Consider the following 17,773-nt stretch of genomic DNA (forward strand, 5'->3'; position numbering starts at 1 on the left):
CCCGTTGCCCGGTCCTGCCCGGCGCATCCCCGTCCGCCGGCCGCGATCGCGGCTCGGGAATGATCATGACGATGCTCGTGATGGCGCTGGTGGTTGCCCTCGGCGCCACCGCGACTGCGGTGTCGATCGGCAATCTGCGCGGCTCCTCGAGCGCCCAGGCGGCCGGCACCGCCCTGGACTCGGCCGAGGCCGGCGTCGCCCAGGCGACGACGTACATCCGCACCTACGGCACGCGCAAGCTGCGGTGCAACCTCACGACGTGCACGTCGAACGCGTGGAGCACGACCAACCCGGTCTCGGCGGACGTCGCCGGAGGCGGGCGGTGGGTGGCCTACATCGCGCCGATCGGGGCGGTGTCCGCGGCCGAGGGCGGGCGCTTCCTGATCCACTCGACGGGCACGGCCGGCGGCCCCGCGCAGCGCATCATCGAGACCGAGGTGTCGGTAGCCCCCATCGACCTGCCGAAGGGCGTTTTCGGGCGCACGCTGAATCTCGGCGGCACGGTGGACCTGCGCCAGATCAGCATGTTCTCCACCGGGTGCGTCTACAAGCGGGACAAGGTCACGGCCACCAATGCCTCGACCGAACTCGATCTCGCCTACGGGGTGCCGCCGGGGGTGCATTCCTCGCAGGTCATCACCGAGTCCCAGGGCTCCGGGCAGTACTGCCCCGGCACGGCCAAACCGATCCACAGCGGTCTGCTCGGAACCGGGATCACCCTGACCCCTTGCAACACCACGTACCCCTACGACCAGGACCGATTCGGTGGCAGGTTTCTCGGCATCCTGGGCCTCCCGGCGGTGTGCAACCTCCTGACCGGCAATCCGGCCTACGTGGAGCGCGACTTCAATCTCGACGGCCAAGTGGACGTGAGCGGGTCGTTCCTCCGGGACGACGCCGCGCTGTTCAAGAACTTCGGCATCAAGCGCCCCGCGCTCACCGACTCGGAACTGGAGCAGCTGCGGGCAACCGCGCAGGCCCAGGGCAATTACTACACGTCGACCTCGGGCTGGACGGTCCCCACCGACCCGCATTCGGTGTTGTTCTTCGACCTGAACGGGGAAAGCGTGGATCTCAATCCACTGGGCTCCTCGCCGCTGTTCGCCCGGGCCCGGCTGGACGCGGCCTCCCCGCTGTGCCTCGACGCGTCGTTACTGGTGATCATCGCCGGCGGGGACGCGAAGTTGAACAGCAATACCCAGCTCGCGGCGTCGGTCTACCTGTCGGGCTCCGCGCCGTACGGGAGACTGGAGAAGGCCAACGGCACGGCCAACCACATCGGCATGCTCTACGCCGACACTCTCGACCTGACTGGAAGCTTCGGGGTCTCCCTCGACGCCTGCTACATCGAGAACCCCCCGCCGGCGCTGTTCTCCGTCACCCCCGGCACCTACCGGGAGCTGGACCGGTGAGTCGACGGATCGGTGGCGCGCCGTCTGCGGAACGGAGCACGAGGGGTCCTTGTGCCTTCCTCAACCCCGTGCAGACCGCGTTCGCCCAGACCACGTTCGCGGAAATCACGGCCGCGTACTGACCCCGGTGGAGAACCCGCCCGAGTCCTTTCGGGCGCGGGACCTTCAGCCCTGGGTCGGCCTGGCCCGTTCCGGAGAGAATTGACCCAGCGATCCAAGCGGAAGGCAGTCATGACCGTCGAGCAGGACCGGGCAGCGCTTCCGCTGAACGGCCTCGCGTTCCACACGCACGAGCAGGGCCGGCGCGAGTGGCTGCAGGCCTCGTTCGAGATCACCCGCAGCTTGCTCTCCGCCACCGGTGAGGAGCCGCTCGAGGTGGTGGCCCGGGTGGTGAACCAGATCGTCGACGCGGACCTCACCCTGGTCATGCTGCCGGTGCTGGACGGCGACTCGATGATGATCGAGGTCGCGGTCGGTGAAGGCACTGAGCACCTGATCGGGTTCGTGTTCCCCAGCGAGGGATCGGTCACCGGCGAGGCCATCCGCTCCGGCCAGGCCGTGCTCGCCGCCGACCTCGCGGAGCGGTCCGGCGGCAACCCGGTCCAGGACGCCATGCCCGAGATCGTGGTCGGCCCGTTGATGGTGGTCCCCCTGTTCGGCGACCGGGGCGCGCGCGGCGCCCTGGGCATCGCCCGGCGCCGCGGTGGCCAGGCCTTCAACAGCGAGGACCTGGAGCTGGCGACCTCGTTCGCCAACCACGCCGCTCTCGCGCTCGAACTGGCCGCCGTCCGGGCCTACCAGCAGCGGATGATCCTGCTGGAGGACCGGCACCGGATCGCGGCCGAGCTGCACGACCATGTGCTGCAGCGGCTGTTCGCCTCCGGGATGTCGATGCAGGCCATGGCCACTTCCGTCGGCGCCCCGTACGCGGAGCGCCTGGAGCAGCTCATCGGCGACACCGACGAGACCATCGGGCGGATCCGGGCCGTCATCCACGACCTCAACGACCTGGGCCCGGGGCTGTTTTCCGAGACCTGACCTCCGCCCGCCCGGCGCGGGACCTGATCCTGGCGAGCGCGTGATGACGCGCGGCGTCACTTGGAGCTGACGCCGAGCGGGCGCCGGCAGGCGCGGCGCCCATGGCCGGCGGTGCCCTTCTGACGCACGCGACCGTGCACGCGAGCGCGCTGATCGTCAGCACGAGGTTCAGCCCGGTGGCCGAGGCGACCTTAACGAAGGGGAGGTAGGCGAGGCTCAGCAACGCGATCACGGCCGGCCGGCTGGAAGTCGCTCCGATCGTGCTCGCGCCCACGAGGGCCACCAGGCACACCGGGACCCAGTAGTAACTGAACACGGTCGGATCGAGCAGGAGCCGGAACAGGATGGCGGCCAGTGGGGCCATCCAGACGGCCGCGCCCGCCCGGTGGCGAAGGGCCAGCACCACCGCCGCGCACGCGAGCGAGGACGTCGCCCCCTGAGTCATCCTCATCTGCCAGGTGAACTGATCGGCGTCCGGCCAGATCAAATGGACGACGCTCACCTCGCTGACGGGCCAGGCGTGTTCGAACATGTGGAAGCTGCCCGTGAGGGCGAACGGTGCGTAGAGCGCGACCGCCACCGCGCCGGCCAGGCAGCCGGCGCGCAGGACGACGGTCGGTCGCCGCTCGATGAGGAGGACGCCGAACGCGAGGACCCCCCACGGTTCGAACCCGGCCGAGAGGCCGAGCAGCGTGGCGGCCAGGTAGGGGTGGTCCCGTCGCGCGGACTCGGCCGCGGCGAGCCAGAGGCAGGGAATGGCGACGCCCGCCAGGTGCCCGCTCCACAGGTCACCCGGGATGATCCACAGCAGGCTCGCCAGGCCGACCGCCAATTCGGCCACGGGGGAGGGGGTGAGCCCGACCGCGCGTCGGCATACGCGGCTGCCGGCCATCAACGCGCCCACGACGACGAGGTTCCCGACGATCTGCATGATCAGGAGGCCAACCGCCGAGTAGCCGGTCGGCAGGAACAGGGCGTTCGCGATCAACTGCAGGGGCCCGGACTGGTTGTAGTCGTCCGCGTAGACGTCGCCGAATCGGCCGGTCAGCAGGTCGATGCCCGACTGGGCGAAGGGCACGGAATCGGGCGGCGGATAGCCGCCCCGCCCGGCGTATGCGAGCGCGACCGCGGCCACGCCGAGAACGACCAGGCGGTGCCGAGTCGCGGCCTCCAGGGCGCGCAGCGCGGCGGCGGGGGTGTGGACCTTCCGCAGGCCCACGCCGGCCGGCCTCGGCCGGGCCACTCCCGTGTTGCTCAAGCGCACTCCTCTGCGGCGAAGAACGGCGGCCACTGGAGGTCGGCGGGCTACTGGATCAGGTCGAAGATCTTGAAGATCGGCAGGTACAGCGCCACGATCATCGACCCGACCACGCCGCCGAGGAACGCGATCATCAGCGGCTCGATCAGCGCGGTCAGCGACTCGGTGGTGGCCTCGACCTCCTGGTCGTAGAACTCACCGATCTTGCCGAGCATCTCGTCGAGGGCACCGGTCTCCTCGCCCGAGGCCATCATGTGCACGACCATCGACGGGAAGACCGCGTGGGTGGACAGCGGCCCTGAGATGGACTCGCCGGCCTTCACCGACTCGCTCACCTCGGTCAGTGCCTTGCTGATCACGACGTTGCCGGCGGAGTCCCCGGTGATCTCCAGCGCGGCCAGGATCGGGACGCCGGACTTGAGCAAGGTGCTCAGCGTGCGGGCGAACCGCGCGAGCGCCACCTTCTGGAACAGCTTGCCGAAGACCGGGATCTTCAGCTTGAGCGGGTCGACGACGTTGCGCACCTGCTCGGTCTGGCCGTACTTGCGCCAGGCCCACAGCCCGACGACGGTGAACACCGCCAGCAGCGGAGCAAGAAACTTCATCCAGCCCGACAGCGTGACCAGGATCCGGGTCGGCAGCGGCAGCGTGCCGCCGAGGGTGGCGAACATGTCCTCGAAGACCGGGACGACGAACAGCAGCATGCCGATGACCATCACCACGGCCAGGATCAGCACGACGACCGGGTAGGTCATGGCGGCCTTGATCTTGCCGCGAAGCTTGACCTCGGCCTCGTAGTTGTCCGCGATCTGCCGCATGCTCGTGTCGAGGAAGCCGCCGGCCTCGCCGGCCTTGACCATGCTGACCATCAGCGGCGGGAACACCCGCGGGTGCTTGGCGAACGCGGCCGAGATCGACGAGCCGGACTCGACGTCCGTCTTGACCAGCCGCAGGACGCGCTGGAGCTCGCGGTTCTCGGTCTGCTCGGCCAGGATCGTCAGCGTCCGCAGCATCGACAGGCCGGCGTTGATCATCGTCGCGAACAGGCGGGAGAACACCGCGAGGTCCTTGAGCTTGACCCGCTGCCGGCCGCCGAACCGAAACTCCCGGTCCAGGCCGGTGTTCGCCAGCTTGATCTCCAGCGGGCGGTAGCCCATCGACTTGAGCTTTTCCGCGACGGCGCTCTCGCTGTCGGCCTCGACCTTGCCCTCGACCAGCTTGCCGCGGGTGTCCTTGACCTTGTAGGCGTACTGGGTGGCAGCCATCAGTGCTCCTGCACTCGGGTGTCGACGGTGAGGTGGTGTTAGAGCGAGAGCGGCGCGTTGGGACCCGTGCTCTGCATCGGGGGACGGCGCAGCGTCGAGCCGGCGAGGGTGAACAGGTCCTCGCGATTGGTGCAGTGCTCGACCGCGGTGTCCAGGGTGATCCGGTGTGCGCGGACCAGGTCCGCGAGGTGCGCGTTGAGGGTCTGCATGCCGTGCTTCGCACCGGCCTGCAGTGCACCGGGAATTTGGGGCAGCTTGTCGTCGCGGATCATCGCCCGGATTCCGGGCGTGCAGACCATGATCTCCACCGCGGCCACCCGGCCGGCGCCGTCGGCGGTCCGGCACAGCGTCTGGCAGACCACGCCCTGCAGCGTCGCGGCGAGCTGCGTGCGGATCTGCTGCTGCTGCTCGGCCGGGAACACGTCGACGACACGGGTGATGGTGTCCTGAGCGGACTGGGTGTGCAGGGTGGCGAAGACCAGGTGGCCGGTCTCGGCCGCAGTCAGGGCCACCGAAATGGTCTCCAGGTCGCGGAGCTCGCCGACCAGGATCACGTCGGGGTCCTGCCGCAGTACGTGCTTGAGCGCGTTCTTGAACGAGTGGGTGTCCCCGCCGATTTCGCGCTGGTTGACGATCGAGAGCTTGTGCTGGTGCAGGAACTCGATCGGGTCCTCGATGGTCATGATGTGGTCCTGCCGGGTGCGGTTGATCCGGTCGATCATCGCCGCCAGCGTGGTCGACTTGCCCGAACCGGTCGGCCCGGTGACCAGCACCAGCCCGCGCTTGAGCTCGGTGAAGCGATCGAGCACGGTCGGCATGTTGAGCTCGCCCAGGCCCTTGATCTCCCAGGGGATCACCCGGAGCACAGCCCCGATGGACTCACGCTGCTGAAAGATGTTCATGCGGAACCGGGCGTGGCCGGGCAGCGCGTACGCCAGGTCCAGCTCCAGGTTCTCCTCGAACGTCTTGCGCTGACGCTCCGTCAGGATCCCGTAGATCAGCTCGCGCAGCACGTCCGAGCTCAGCACCGGCTGGTCCTCCACCGGCGCCACCTTGCCGTGGTGGCGCACCACCGGCCGGGAGCCGGCGGTCAGGTGCAGGTCCGAGCCGCCCAGCTCCAGCAGGTGCAGCAGCAGCTCGTCGAGGTCGACCCGCTTGTTCGCGATCGCCTCCGCGTGCGCGCGGGCGGCTTCCTCCGCGGCCTCGTCCGCGGCCGCGACCGCCGCCGCCTGGTGCTCCGCGGTCAGCGCGGTGACGGCCACCTCATGGGTCGAGGCGAGAGCGTCGGCGATCTCGTAATGGGCAAGCAGGTCGGGCGTCTGCTCCACGGGGCGGGCCTCCGGACACGGCGAACGACAGGGTGACGCGCCGATAGCCCGTCACCCTGTCTTTTCGTCCTGCCGAGTCCGGGTCTTGAGGCCCTGGCATCAGTGCACAGTGGCGCGAATCAGGACGCTCGGGTCATGGATACGGTCCAGGTCGCCTCCCGGGTACACCGGATTGATCGCGGGAAGGGTGACCGGCACCAAATTCCGCCCCAGGACCGGACCCAGGACCGGCACCCCGGCGGGCAGCGGCACCGGGGCGGCAACCGCCTCGCCCTCGCGGAATCCGTACCGCTCCCAGGCCCGGCGCAAGGGGGTCGGTGCCCACCAGTTGGCCGCCCCGAGCAGCCGCATGGTGGCGGGCACGAGCAGCCCGCGGACCACCGTCGCGTCCACGACGATCGCGATCACCATGCCGACTCCGAGCATCTTGATGAACGTGATGCCTGAGGTGGCGAAGGCCCCGATCACCACGATCAGCAGCAGGGCAGCGCTGGTGATGATGCCGCCGGTACGCGCCAGCCCGGTGGTCACCGCCGCCGTGTTGTCGCCGGTCCTGTCCCATTCCTCCCGAATCCGGGAGAGCAGGAACACCTCGTAGTCCATCGAGAGCCCGAAGGCGATCGCGAGCATGAGGATCGGCTGGGTCGCCTCGATCGTGCCGGTCGGGGTGAAGCCGAGCAGGCCCGAGAGGTGGCCGTCCTGGAAGATCCAGACCACCGCGCCGAAGGCCGCCGCCAGCGACAGCATGTTCATCACCAGCGCCTTCAGCGGCAGGACGACCGAGCCGAAGGCGGCGAAGAGCAGCAGCAGGGTGACAACCGCGACGAACAGAGCCATCCAGGGCAGGGTGGCGCGCAGACCGGCCAGCAGGTCGACCAGTTCGGCACTCTGCCCACCGACCAGCACCTCGGCGCCCGGCGGTGCGGTCAGGTCGCGGATCTCACCGACCACGTTCTGCGCCTCGTGCGAGGTGGGCAGCGCGTCGAAGGTCAGCGCGATCCGGCTGATGCCTTCCCCGCGCTCACTGCTCCCCGCGACCTCAGCCCCGGTGACGCCGGGCAGGTCACGCAACCGGTCCAGGTAGGCCTCGGTGCCGGCCTGGTCGGCCCCGCTGACCACCACGTCGATGCTCGCGCTCGGGTCGCCCGCGAACTGGGCAGCGAGCGTCTCGTCGGCGACGCGGCTCTCGGTGCCGGTCGGCAGCACGCGGGAGTCGATGCCGCCGAGGTCGGCGTGCAGGAACGAGGTGCCCAGCACGAGCAGCACCGCGATCACGGCCCCGGCGACGGCGGCCGGGCGCTTCATCACCCCGCGAGCGACCCGGGCCCAGGCGCCCTCCCCCGATCCGCCGCCGCCCCGGAACAGGCGAGGCCGCGGCACCTTCAGGGCGTCGATCCGGTGGCCCATGACCGCGAGCAGGGCTGGCAGCACGGTGAGTGCGCCGAGCATCGCGACCAGCACCGCCGCCATCCCGCCGAAGCCCATCGACTGCAGGAACGGCTGCGGGAACAGCAGCAGTGAGGCCAGCGAGATCGCGACGGTGAGACCGGAGAACGCCACCGTGCGCCCGGCGGTCGCCATCGTCCGAGCGAGTGCCTCCTCGACGTTCGCGGTCCGCGGCAGCTCCTCACGGAAGCGGCTCACGACGAACAGGGCGTAGTCGATGGCCAGGCCGAGGCCGAGCATCGTCACGATGTTGATGGCGAAGATCGAGACGTCGGTGAAGAGCGTCAGCACGTGCAGCATGGTGAACGCGCCGAGGATGGCCAGACCGCCGATCACCAGCGGCATTGCGGCCGCGGCCAGGCTGCCGAAGACGAACACCAGCAGCAGGAACACGATCGGTAGCGAGAGCGCCTCGGCCTTCGCGATGTCCGACTCCACCTGGTTGCCGATGTCGGCGAAGACCGCGACCGGCCCACCGAGCTCGGTGTGCAGGCCGGGCGCGGCCAGTCGCTCGCGCACGGCCGCGTAGGCCTTTTCCTTATCCTCGTCGGTGTCGCCGACCAGGCGCAGTGCGGCGTAGGTGGGCATGACGGCGCCCGCGCTGTACCGGTACTTCGACAGCCTCGAGGACCTCGTGATCACCCTGGTGGCGGCCTGTTACGACGACCTGACCGCGGCGATCGTGGCCGAGCGGGACCGGCACGCCGAGCAGGCGGTCGGGATCCGGATGCTGGAGTGCGCGCGTGCGTTCCGCCGCTGGGCGGTGGCCCACACCCCGGAGTTCAACCTGCTGTTCGGTACTCCGATCCCCGACCTCGACCAGCCCCCGGACGGTCCCTCGGAGGAAGCCGGTCGCCGGTTCGGGTCGGTGTTCGGTGCCCTGTTCGTCGAACTGTGGGCGACCGCGCCGTTCCTGGTGCCGGCCGAGGCCGACATCGAGCCGAGCCTCGCCGCCGGATTGGCCGAGTGCCGGGAGAAGATGGGCCTCGGGGACCTGCCGATGGGCGCGGTGCTGGCCTATATGTCGAGCTGGGTGAAGCTCTACGGCAGCGTCACCATGGAGGTGTTCGGGCATCTCAAGTTCGCCACGAACGACGGCGAACCGCTCTTCGAGCTGACGGTCCGTGAGATCGCCGCGGTGCTCGGCATCGAGCCCAGCTCCTGACGGAGCGTCAGGCTAGGGAATCCGCAGCTTCTGTCCCGGGTAGATGTGATCGGCACTCTTGAGCCTGTTGGCCTGCACGATCGCCGCGACCGTGCTGTGGTACCGGATCGCCAGCTGACCCAGGGTGTTTCCGGCCCTGACGGTGACGATGCGCACCGAGTGCTCCGGCTGGGCCGCCTTGGCCACCGTCGCCTTCGTGCCCCCGCCCTTGACCGGGACGCGCAGCTTCTGGCCGACGGCGATCCGATTCGCGCTCTTGAGGTGGTTCAGCTTCACGATCCGCCGCACCGAGGTGTCGAAGCGGTGCGCGATGCCACCCAGCGTCTGACCGGACTTGACCCTGATGACGCGGTAGACGGGCTTCGGGGCGGGCTTGGGCTTGGGGTCCGGGTTCGTCCTGCCCGGATTCTTGTCGTCGGCCGGCTTGGGTTCGGGCTTCGGCCTGGCCACCGGCTTGGGGCACGGCGCGATGTTGATGGTCCTGCCGTAGACCGGAACCTTCGTGCCGAGGTACTTCTGGCACGGCCCGAACTCGATCCGGGCCACCTTCCCGGTCCACCAGGAGGTGCGCTTCATCGCGCCGGCCCAGGAGAAGGAGAAGTGGATGTGCGAGGTGTGGCTGTCCGGGCCGTTGTACGGCCGCCACCCGTCCTCGCGCTCGTAGCTCGCCCAGACCCGCTCGTTCCAGATGATGTACATGATCCCGAGGCGCCGGGCCATCTGGGCGTCGTCGGCCAGCAGCCAGTCGATGATGCGCTGCCCGGCGACCTGGTCGCCGTAGTCGTCGGGGTTGAGCTTGAAGTCCCAGGCCCGGCCTTCCTTGTGCTCGGACTGGCCGCCGATGTTGCAGGCCCGGGTGATTCCGTATGTGCCGCCGCGGCCCCAGTACGAGAGCACCAGCTGCTCGAAGGCCACGACGCCGGGCTTCGCGTGCGGGTCACAGGACTTCTGGCCGATGTACGGCGCGAACGCTTCCACCGCTTTGGGGAGGGTGACGGACGGGGTCGGGTTGGGCTTGGGGTCGATCGCGGCCGCGGCCGGGTTGAGCCCGAAGCCGGCGGGCAGCGTGATCGCGCCGGTGACGACGCCGGCCACCACGGTGGCGCCGCGGCGACGCACGTCGGCCAGCGGGTCGAGCAGCTCATCGGTCTCGACCGGCGCCGGACTGCCGAGGCGGTCCAGCGGATCCAGCGAGGGCGGCGCGGCCATCGTCAGGACGTTCCCGCCGGTGGGCTTGGACAGCGGGCGGACGAAAGCGCCGGGCACCAGCGCGGGGACGGGGGTGGCCCCGACCGGTCGAGCGGTGGAGTGCGGCGGCAGCGGCGTCCAGTCGAGGTCTTCCTTGGCGCGCCGCCAGGGCGCGCGGGGCGGCAGGGTGCCGGGCAGCGGGGCGAGGAGCTCCTGGGTCGAACGGGCTCGGTGGCGACGCCGGTGGCGTCCGCCGGCGGTGTCCTGGTCATCGCGCGCCACGGCGTGTCTCCTTTGGTGCTGATGGGGCTGGTGGTAGTGAACTCCGCCATTGTTTTCACACCCGTCCCACCGGTGCCACCCGGTTGGCTGAACTACAGGGCTGTAACTAAGTGCTGGTCAGGGCAGGTATGGGAAGACATTTCACCCGGATGGACGCATCGCATCGCGGTGACCAGCGGCGTCCGGCCGAGCCTGGGAGAAGGCTGCAGACGGCGGCGCGGAAGGTAAAACTTTGTGGGGCCCCGACCTCAGGCGACGACGCGGAGGATCTCTTCGATCGAGGTGAGCCCCTTGCGGACCTTCAGCCAGCCGTCCTCGCGCAGGCTGGTCATGCCCTGGGCGGTCGCCATCTTCTCGATCTCATCCGTCGAGGCCCGCGCCACGGCGAGCCTCTCGATCTCCTCGGTGACCGTCATGACCTCGTGCAGCGCCATCCGGCCGTAGTAGCCCGTGCGGGCGCAGGCCGCGCAGCCGACGCCCCGGTAGAGCACCGGCAGCGGCTCGGACGGGTCGTAGCCGAAGCGCACCTCGACCAGCTCCTGCTCGGTCGGGGTGTAGGCCTGCTTGCAGGACTCACACAGCGTCCGGCAGAGCCGCTGCGCCAGCACGGTGTCCAGCGCGGAGCCGACCAGGAACGGCTCGATGCCCATCTCGATCAGGCGGCTGATCGCGGACGGGGCGTCGTTGGTGTGCAAGGTGGTCAGCACCATGTGGCCGGTGAGCGCGGACTCGACCGCGATCTGCGCGGTCTCGTGATCGCGGATCTCACCGATGAGGATCACATCGGGGTCGGCCCGCAGGATCGAGCGCAGCGCGCGGGCGAAGGTCAGACCGGCCTTGGGGTTGGTCTGCACCTGGTTCACCCCGGCCAGCCGGTACTCGACGGGATCCTCGACGGTGATGATGTTGACCGCGGGCGAGTTCAGGATGTTCAGCGTCGCGTAGAGCGTCGTCGACTTGCCCGAGCCGGTCGGCCCGGTCACCAGGATCATCCCGTAGGGCTTCACGTAGGCGTCGCGGTAGCGCCGGAAGTTGCCGTCGGAGAAGCCGAGGTCGTCCAGCCCGAGCTGCGCCGTGGAGTTGTCCAGGATGCGGGCGACGATCTTCTCGCCCCAGACCGTCGGCAGGGTCGCGATCCGCAGGTCCACCTTGCGGCCCTGGTGGTTCACCGAGAGCCGGCCGTCCTGCGGCACCCGGCGCTCGGCGATGTTGATGTCGGCCATGATCTTCAGCCGCGAGATCACCCCGGACTGAATCGACTTCGGCGAGCGGTGCGACTCGTGCAGCACGCCGTCGATCCGGTAGCGCACGCGCAGGTCGTACTCGGTCGGCTCGAGGTGGATGTCCGAGGCGCGGTCGGTGATGGCCTGCGAGATCAGCAGGTTCACGAACCGCACGATCGGTGCTTCCTCCGCGACTGCGGTGAAGTTCGACAGGTCGGTGTCGGCCGACTCCTGGTCGGTGATGTTCGAGGTGAGGTCGGTGAGCTCGTCCTCGGCGCGGTAGAGCTGGTCGATCCGGGCGACGATGTCGGCGTTCGGTGCCAGCGCGAACCGGACCAGGCTGCGGGTGAGCCGGACCAGGTCGTCCTTGAGCTCAATGTTGCCCGCCTGCTTGACCCCGACCGCGACCAGCAGTTCGCCGTCTTCCCACCCGAGCGGGAGGACGCCGTAGCGACGGGCGTAGTCGGCGGGCAGCCGGGCCGCTGCGGTGGGGTCGACGGAGTAGTTCGCCAGTTCGACGTAGGGCAGCCCGACCGCCGCTGCGGCGGTGCGCACCACATCGGCCGGCGACACCGCACCGGTGTCGACCAGCACCTGGAGGGGGGCCCGGCCGTCGACGTCGCCCTGGGCGACCGCGTCGGCGACCTGATCTTCAGTCACCAGAGCGGCGTCCAACAGCGCTGCGACGGCGTCGCCACCGGGGACACCGATCATGAGAGTCAGTTTGGCAGCGCCGAGAGCGCAGCGGCAGGGTTCTCCCGATAGCGCAGGATCAACTCAGCTGTCGCCTCGTCGATCCGCTCGAACAGCGCCTTGCGGTAGGCGGTCAGCTTCTGCTCGGCTGCGCGCAGCTTCTCCTGCGCCCCGGCGAGGGCCACGGGGTCGTGAGGGTCGATCTCGTCGTCCCACATCGAGGCGGACTCAGGCAGGTCGGGCAGGGGCTCGGCCGGGTGCACCGCGGACAGTGCGGTGCGAGAGGCTCCGCTTCCGGTGTCCCCGAGCACCCGGACCAACTGTTCGACCGAGAGCGAGCCCTCGGTATTTGCGCCGGCCTCGAGCATGTCGAGCCGGGCGTGCACCAGGCGACGCCAGTAGGAGACCTTGTCCTCTTCGTCCTGCAGGTCGCGCCGGTAGGCGCGCAGCCCTGACAGGTCCATGTCGGCCAGGTGCGGTGCGGCCACCAGCTCGCCGATGCCCCGCTTGGTCCTGCGGACTTCGTCCATTCCCACCCCGTTCCGTGACCCGTTCGCGGCTCGTGCCCGCGGCAAGCCGCTCATCGGGTCAGGGTCTCCGCCATCGTGGCGGTCACCCCGGCCCGGCGGAGCATTACCGAGAGGTCGTGCGGACGGCTGGCCACCAGTTTGGCGTCGGCCAGGGAGACCGTGCCGTCCATCACCAGCCGAAGCAGGTGCTGATCGAAGGATTGCATGCCGGAGTAGTCGCCCGCGGCCACCAGTTCCGGAATGGTGTCGGTCTTGTCCGGGTCGGCGATGGCCTCGGCCACGCGGGCGTCGTTGACGGCGATCTCCATCACGCAGGTGCGTCCGGCACCGTCGGCACGGGGTACCAGGCGCTGGCAGACGATCCCCTTCAGGGCGGCGGCCAGGGAGAGGCGGACCTGCTTCTGCTCGTGCTCGGGGAAGAAGTCGACGATGCGGTTGACCGTCTCCTTCGCGTCGGTGGTGTGCAGGGTGGACATCACGAAGTGCCCGGTCTCGGCCGCCGCGAGGGCGGCTTTCACGGTCTCCATGTCGCGCATCTCGCCGATCAGGATCACGTCCGGGTCCTGGCGCATCGCCGCGCGGAGCGCGGTGGACCAGTTGCGCGTGTCCATGCCGATCTCGCGCTGGTTCACCGAGGCCAGCTTGTCCCGGTGGGTGACCTCGATCGGGTCCTCGATGGTGAGGATGTGCACCGCCCGGTTGGTGTTGATCTGGTCGACCATCGCGGCCAAGGTCGTGGTCTTGCCGGACCCGGTGGGACCGGTGACCAGCACCAGACCGCGGGGCTCAAGGGCGAGCTTGCCGAGCACCTCGGGCATCCCGAGCTCGCCCAGGCTCATCGGCTCGTCGGTGATCAGGCGCATCACCGACCCGACCTCGCCGCCGGCGCGGAAGACGTTGACCCGGAACCGGCCGATGCCCGGCACGGCGAGGGCGTAGTCGGCCTCGTTGGTTTTGGCGAAGTTCTCCGCGACCTCGGCCGACATGGTCGGCAGGATCAGATCCGCGACCTGCTCCGCGCTCAGTGCCGGCGACTCGAGGGCGACGAGTGACCCGGAGATCCGGATCTTCGGTGGGGCGTCGGACTTGATGTGCAGGTCCGATGCGGCGTTCTCCGCGACGGCGCGCAGGAAAGGCGAGATCTCCAGGTCCATGACAGTTGTGTCGGCTTCTTCTGAGCAGGACTGAAGGCCCGCGATGCGCCCGGGTACGTCCGGATTCGGGATCTGACGGGGCATTCGATCGGGGTCAAGCACTGCCGACCGGTCTCCGATACAGCTCTCGCGCAGGGAGCGTGGCCGCCCCGATCTCCAGGAGACAAGCACGGTGAAGCGTTCAGACGCCCGTTGGGGCGCCCGCAAGGTCGTATGCCTGGATATCGGCAGTTCCGGCCTGCGCGCCGCACAGTTCTCCGTCCGCAGCACTCCCGTCGGGGGCAAGGCCTGCCGCCTGGACCGCTACGCCGCGGTGCCGCTTCCGGCCGGCGCGGTCGCCGGTGGCGTGGTCACCGACCCGGCTGCGGTCGGTAAGGCGCTGCGCGCCCTGTGGTCGGCCGGCCGGTTCTCCACCAAGCGGGTCGTGTTCGGCATGGCCAACGACCGGGTGCTGGTCCGACAGCTGGACCTGGACTGGATGGAGCCGGCGGACTTCCGCAAGGCGCTGTCCTACGCGGTGGCCGACCAGATCCCGATGTCGGTGGACGAGGCCAACCTCGACTACCACGTGCTCGAGGACATCCCGGCCGGCCCGGACCCGGACTCCGAGCGCATGCTGCGGATCCTGCTCGTCGCCGCGGCCACCGAGATGGTCGACACCTTCCTGACTGCGCTGGCCGAGGCGGATCTGACCGCGGTCAAGGCCGAGCTCGCCCCCTTCGCGCTGATCCGCGCCGCCGCACCGAACGTCACTGCCGAACTCGACACGGACTCCGCCGAGGCGATCGTCGACATCGGCGCGGACACCCTGACCGTGGTCGTGCATGCGAACGGCCAGCCCCGCTTCGTCCGTACCGTCGGTCAGCTCGGCGGACGGGTCATCACCGGTGAGCTGCAGCAGAAGTTCGGCTGGTCCTTCGAGGAGGCCGAGGCAGCGAAGGCGCAGTACGGCCTGCCCCGCCAGCGGGCGGCCGGCGACGACCTGGTCGGCCTGGAGCATCCTGCGCAGCAGGCCATCGAGGAGCGGGTCGCCGGTGTGGTGGCCGAGGTCCGCACCACCCTGAACTTCTTTCTGTCCGCCGGCACCGGCGTGCGCAGCTTGTCCCGTGTCGTGCTCACCGGCGGCGGCTCGCGTCTGACCGGCCTGCACGAGCGGATCGCCGAGGCGATGGACGCCGAGGTGGTCACCTTGACCACCCCGCGCGAGGTCCGCAGTCGCCTGTCCGCGGTCGCCGACGACGACCTGGGCGCGGTCGCCCTGCTGTCCGGCCTCGCGCTTGGAGTGATCTGACATGTCTTTCCTGACCTCGGGCAAGACCTCGCTGGACAAGGTGCGTATCCCCACCCAGTTCCGGCCCACCATGACGCGCACCGGCCCCGCCCGGTCCGGTCAGGCCTCCCGCGCCCTGCCGTCGGTCAACCTCCTGCCCACCTCGACGCTGGAAGCGCTCGACGTCCGGCGGATCCGGCAGCGCTTCGTTGCTGCCGGTCTGGTCGGTGCGGTACTGGTCGGCGGCGGCTGGGTGCTGCAGACCCAGCGGCTGCACAGTGCCCAGGACCGGCTGGTCGCCGAGCAGGCGCTCACCCCGGCCCTGAACGCCCAGGTCGCCGCCCTCGCCCCGGTGGCGCAGTTCTACGACCTGCTGCAGGCCCGTAAGCAGATCGCCTCGGCCGCGATGGCCGCCGAGGTGCTCTTCTCCGACGCTCTCACCGACCTGGCCGGGCGCACCCCGGCCGGAATCGACATCACCGCAATGTCCGTCACCCTGACGTCGGCTCAGGTCGTGGGCAACACCGTCATCCAGTCACCGCTGGAGGTGGCCGGGGTCGACGGCAACGGCAACGACCTGACGAAGACTCAGGGCGCCGGCGCACCCGGTCCCGGCACGCTGCAGAACCTGAACAGTCCGGTGCGATCCGCGTTGGGCGCCGCCGAGGACCCGAGCGTGACGGCGGACATCGACGGCGCGGACGGAGCTGCCGTCACCGCGACGCCCCAGGTCCCGGTCGCGCCGGTCGCCTGCGCGCGGCCCGACCCGTTCAACCCGGCCCCGATCATCGGGTGCGTCACGCTGACCGGTACCGCGCAGAACCGGGCCCAGGTCGGCGAGCTGGTGCAGAACCTGCGCGCCGCTGACCTTTACGCCGACCCCTTCGTCACCACCACCACGATCAATGGTATCGACGGTGCCGAGTCGGTCGCCTTCGCCGGCAGCGTCGGGCTCACCGGCGAGGCCGTCAGCGGCCGCTACGCCGACCTGAGCTGGCTCTCCGACCCGACGGTGCTGGCCAAGGCCGAGAAGATGATCAAGGACGGCAACACCGCCAGTCACCGTCTCGCCGAGCGGGCCAAGGCCGCTGCGAAGGCGGCGCAGGCCAAGGCCGACGCCGAGGCCGCCGCGCAGGCGGAGGCCGAGCGCAAGGCGCAGCGCAAGGCGGAGAAGCAACTCGCCGCCCAGCTGCAGGCCGCGGCGTCCGCCGCGGCGGCCGCTGCTGCTGCTGCCCAGCAACAGGCCGACAACGGGAACGGGGACCAGTAACCGATGAAGCAGAGCATGAGCCTCACGTCCGCCCGCAAGACCACCCTGATCGGCACGGCGATCCTCCTGGTCGCGCTGGTTGCCGCCTGGATGCTCGTGTTGAGTCCGCGCAGCGACGCAGTCGCGGCGGTCAACGCCGAGGTCACCGCGGCCGAGGAGGCCAACCAGGCGCTGCGCGTTCAGATCGAGGCGTTGCGTGCCCGCCAGGCGCAGCTGCCCGAGTTGCGCGAGGTCTCCAAGGCCCTCGACCGACGGTTCCCGCCGACGGCCGAGCAGGCGAAGTTGTTCAAGATGATCACCGCTGCTGCGGCCCAGGCCGGCATCGCCCCGCAGCACCTGGCCAGCATGACGATGGATCCGCCGGCCGCGGTCGGCGCAGCCGGCACTTCGGCGCAGCTGCCCGGCGTGTCGGCGCCGATCGGCCAGATCGCGGCGCAGAAGCTGACCATCAACGTGTCCGGCACCCCGAGCCAGATCCGGGCGTTCGTCGGCAACCTGGAGAAGCTGCCGCGAGCCTTCGCGGTGAACACGATCGGCTTCGTCCAGCAGGCCGCAGGCACGTCTCCGACGGAGGACGTCTCGACGGCTCCCGATGCGCAGACCGTCACCATCACCGGTGAGATGTTCGTGATGCCGAAGGTCGAAGACCCCGCGGCCAGCTCGAAGACGGGCTGACCCGGATGCTCCGCATCCGCCGTCGCGAGGCCGCCGATCTCGGGCCGGCCAGCACTGATGACCCGATCGTGGATCTGTTCGCCGAACTGGACGAGCTGAAGGCCACGGTCTACCGGCAGAACCGCATGCTCCGCCAGCACGACGCCCGGGTGGCCCGGGAGCGGGCGGCGGCTCAGGCCGACGAGCACCGTCGGCTCCTGGTGGCGGTCCGCGCACTCACCGCGGCGGTGTCCGGGGACCCGGTCGCCGGCCCGGAGGTGAAGGCCTGTGCCGCGCGCTTCGAGGCGGCCGTGCGCCGGCTCGAGCCCGAACCGTCGCCCAACCTCACCTGATTTCCTTGCCTGTCTGACGCACCATCACAACCGCAGAACGGTGGAGCCCCTCATGACCGCGCCTGTTCCCACGCAGGAAGCGATCCCCGCCCCGGCGGCCGACGGCGTCGCGGTCGGCGGAGCGACCGCCGACCGCCCTGCCATCGACCGCGTGGTGGTCGACCGGACCGCCGCGATTGCGGACGCGACCACGAAGGCCGCGCTCTACGTCCGGGTGTCGCGGGCCGCCGCCGCTGAACGCGAC

15 protein-coding genes and 1 pseudogene are annotated in these 17,773 nt (G+C 69.9%); 8 read left to right on the forward strand and 8 right to left on the reverse strand.

What is annotated here, in order from left to right; genetic code table 11:
• Positions 1–65 precede the first annotated feature (65 nt).
• Together H0X00_RS04040 and H0X00_RS04045 are read left to right on the forward strand one after the other, a co-directional pair.
• Positions 66–1,412 (forward strand): hypothetical protein, encoded by a 1,347-nt coding sequence (locus H0X00_RS04040; RefSeq protein ID WP_293767463.1) that lies wholly within the window; start codon positions 66–68, stop codon positions 1,410–1,412.
• 231 nt (positions 1,413–1,643) lie between these two features.
• Positions 1,644–2,450: a GAF domain-containing protein gene (locus H0X00_RS04045; protein ID WP_293767464.1), complete on the forward strand. Its 807-nt coding sequence runs from the start codon at positions 1,644–1,646 to the stop codon at positions 2,448–2,450.
• On the opposite strand, the gene H0X00_RS04050 is transcribed toward H0X00_RS04045, so the two are convergent.
• The 4 genes from H0X00_RS04050 to H0X00_RS04065 all read right to left on the reverse strand — a co-directional run bounded on the left by H0X00_RS04050 (position 2,413) and on the right by H0X00_RS04065 (position 8,335).
• Positions 2,413–3,708 (reverse strand): hypothetical protein, encoded by a 1,296-nt coding sequence (locus H0X00_RS04050; RefSeq protein WP_293767465.1) that lies wholly within the window; start codon positions 3,706–3,708, stop codon positions 2,413–2,415. The genes H0X00_RS04045 and H0X00_RS04050 overlap by 38 nt on opposite strands.
• A gap of 47 nt (positions 3,709–3,755) precedes the next feature.
• On the reverse strand, positions 3,756–4,973 hold the full coding sequence (locus H0X00_RS04055; protein ID WP_293767466.1) for a type II secretion system F family protein: 1,218 nt from the start codon (positions 4,971–4,973) through the stop codon (positions 3,756–3,758).
• Between the two features lie 38 nt (positions 4,974–5,011).
• A complete protein-coding gene (locus tag H0X00_RS04060; RefSeq protein WP_293767467.1) occupies positions 5,012–6,301 on the reverse strand; it encodes a type IV pilus twitching motility protein PilT in 1,290 nt (429 codons plus the stop codon).
• 99 nt (positions 6,302–6,400) lie between these two features.
• Complete coding sequence (locus H0X00_RS04065) at positions 6,401–8,335, reverse strand: efflux RND transporter permease subunit (protein WP_293767468.1); 1,935 nt, start codon at positions 8,333–8,335, stop codon at positions 6,401–6,403.
• On the opposite strand from H0X00_RS04065, the gene H0X00_RS04070 reads away from it, so the two are divergent.
• Positions 8,334–8,912 (forward strand): TetR-like C-terminal domain-containing protein, encoded by a 579-nt coding sequence (locus H0X00_RS04070; RefSeq protein WP_293767469.1) that lies wholly within the window; start codon positions 8,334–8,336, stop codon positions 8,910–8,912. The two genes, H0X00_RS04065 and H0X00_RS04070, sit on opposite strands and share 2 nt — an antisense overlap.
• A 12-nt stretch (positions 8,913–8,924) precedes the next feature.
• Here H0X00_RS04070 and H0X00_RS04075 read toward each other — a convergent pair whose 3' ends face one another.
• From H0X00_RS04075 to H0X00_RS04090, 4 genes are all read right to left on the reverse strand, one after another.
• Positions 8,925–10,382, reverse strand: a complete 1,458-nt coding sequence (locus H0X00_RS04075) for a LysM peptidoglycan-binding domain-containing protein (RefSeq protein WP_293767470.1) — start codon at positions 10,380–10,382, stop codon at positions 8,925–8,927.
• Between the two features lie 248 nt (positions 10,383–10,630).
• On the reverse strand, positions 10,631–12,319 hold the full coding sequence (locus H0X00_RS04080) for a GspE/PulE family protein (protein ID WP_293767472.1): 1,689 nt from the start codon (positions 12,317–12,319) through the stop codon (positions 10,631–10,633).
• A gap of 5 nt (positions 12,320–12,324) precedes the next feature.
• Entirely contained in the window at positions 12,325–12,828 is a 504-nt protein-coding gene (locus H0X00_RS04085; protein ID WP_293767473.1) for a hypothetical protein, read from the reverse strand.
• A gap of 50 nt (positions 12,829–12,878) precedes the next feature.
• Complete coding sequence (locus H0X00_RS04090) at positions 12,879–13,982, reverse strand: type IV pilus twitching motility protein PilT (RefSeq protein ID WP_293767475.1); 1,104 nt, start codon at positions 13,980–13,982, stop codon at positions 12,879–12,881.
• Between the two features lie 172 nt (positions 13,983–14,154).
• Here H0X00_RS04090 and pilM point away from each other — a divergent pair, with 172 nt between their 5' ends.
• The 5 genes and pseudogenes from pilM to H0X00_RS04115 all read left to right on the forward strand — a co-directional run.
• Positions 14,155–15,273 (forward strand): type IV pilus assembly protein PilM, encoded by a 1,119-nt coding sequence (pilM, locus tag H0X00_RS04095; RefSeq protein ID WP_293767477.1) that lies wholly within the window; start codon positions 14,155–14,157, stop codon positions 15,271–15,273.
• A 1-nt stretch (position 15,274) separates the two neighbouring features.
• Positions 15,275–16,522 (forward strand): hypothetical protein, encoded by a 1,248-nt coding sequence (locus H0X00_RS04100; protein ID WP_293767478.1) that lies wholly within the window; start codon positions 15,275–15,277, stop codon positions 16,520–16,522.
• Positions 16,523–16,537: 15 nt separating this feature from the next.
• A complete protein-coding gene (locus tag H0X00_RS04105; protein ID WP_293767479.1) occupies positions 16,538–17,197 on the forward strand; it encodes a hypothetical protein in 660 nt (219 codons plus the stop codon).
• A 5-nt stretch (positions 17,198–17,202) separates the two neighbouring features.
• Entirely contained in the window at positions 17,203–17,529 is a 327-nt protein-coding gene (locus tag H0X00_RS04110; protein ID WP_293767480.1) for a hypothetical protein, read from the forward strand.
• Between the two features lie 52 nt (positions 17,530–17,581).
• A pseudogene (locus tag H0X00_RS04115) lies at positions 17,582–17,773 on the forward strand (hypothetical protein); the annotation flags it as partial.

Origin of the sequence: Sporichthya sp. (assembly GCF_013815995.1) — a bacterium.
Lineage (GTDB): Bacteria > Actinomycetota > Actinomycetes > Sporichthyales > Sporichthyaceae > Sporichthya.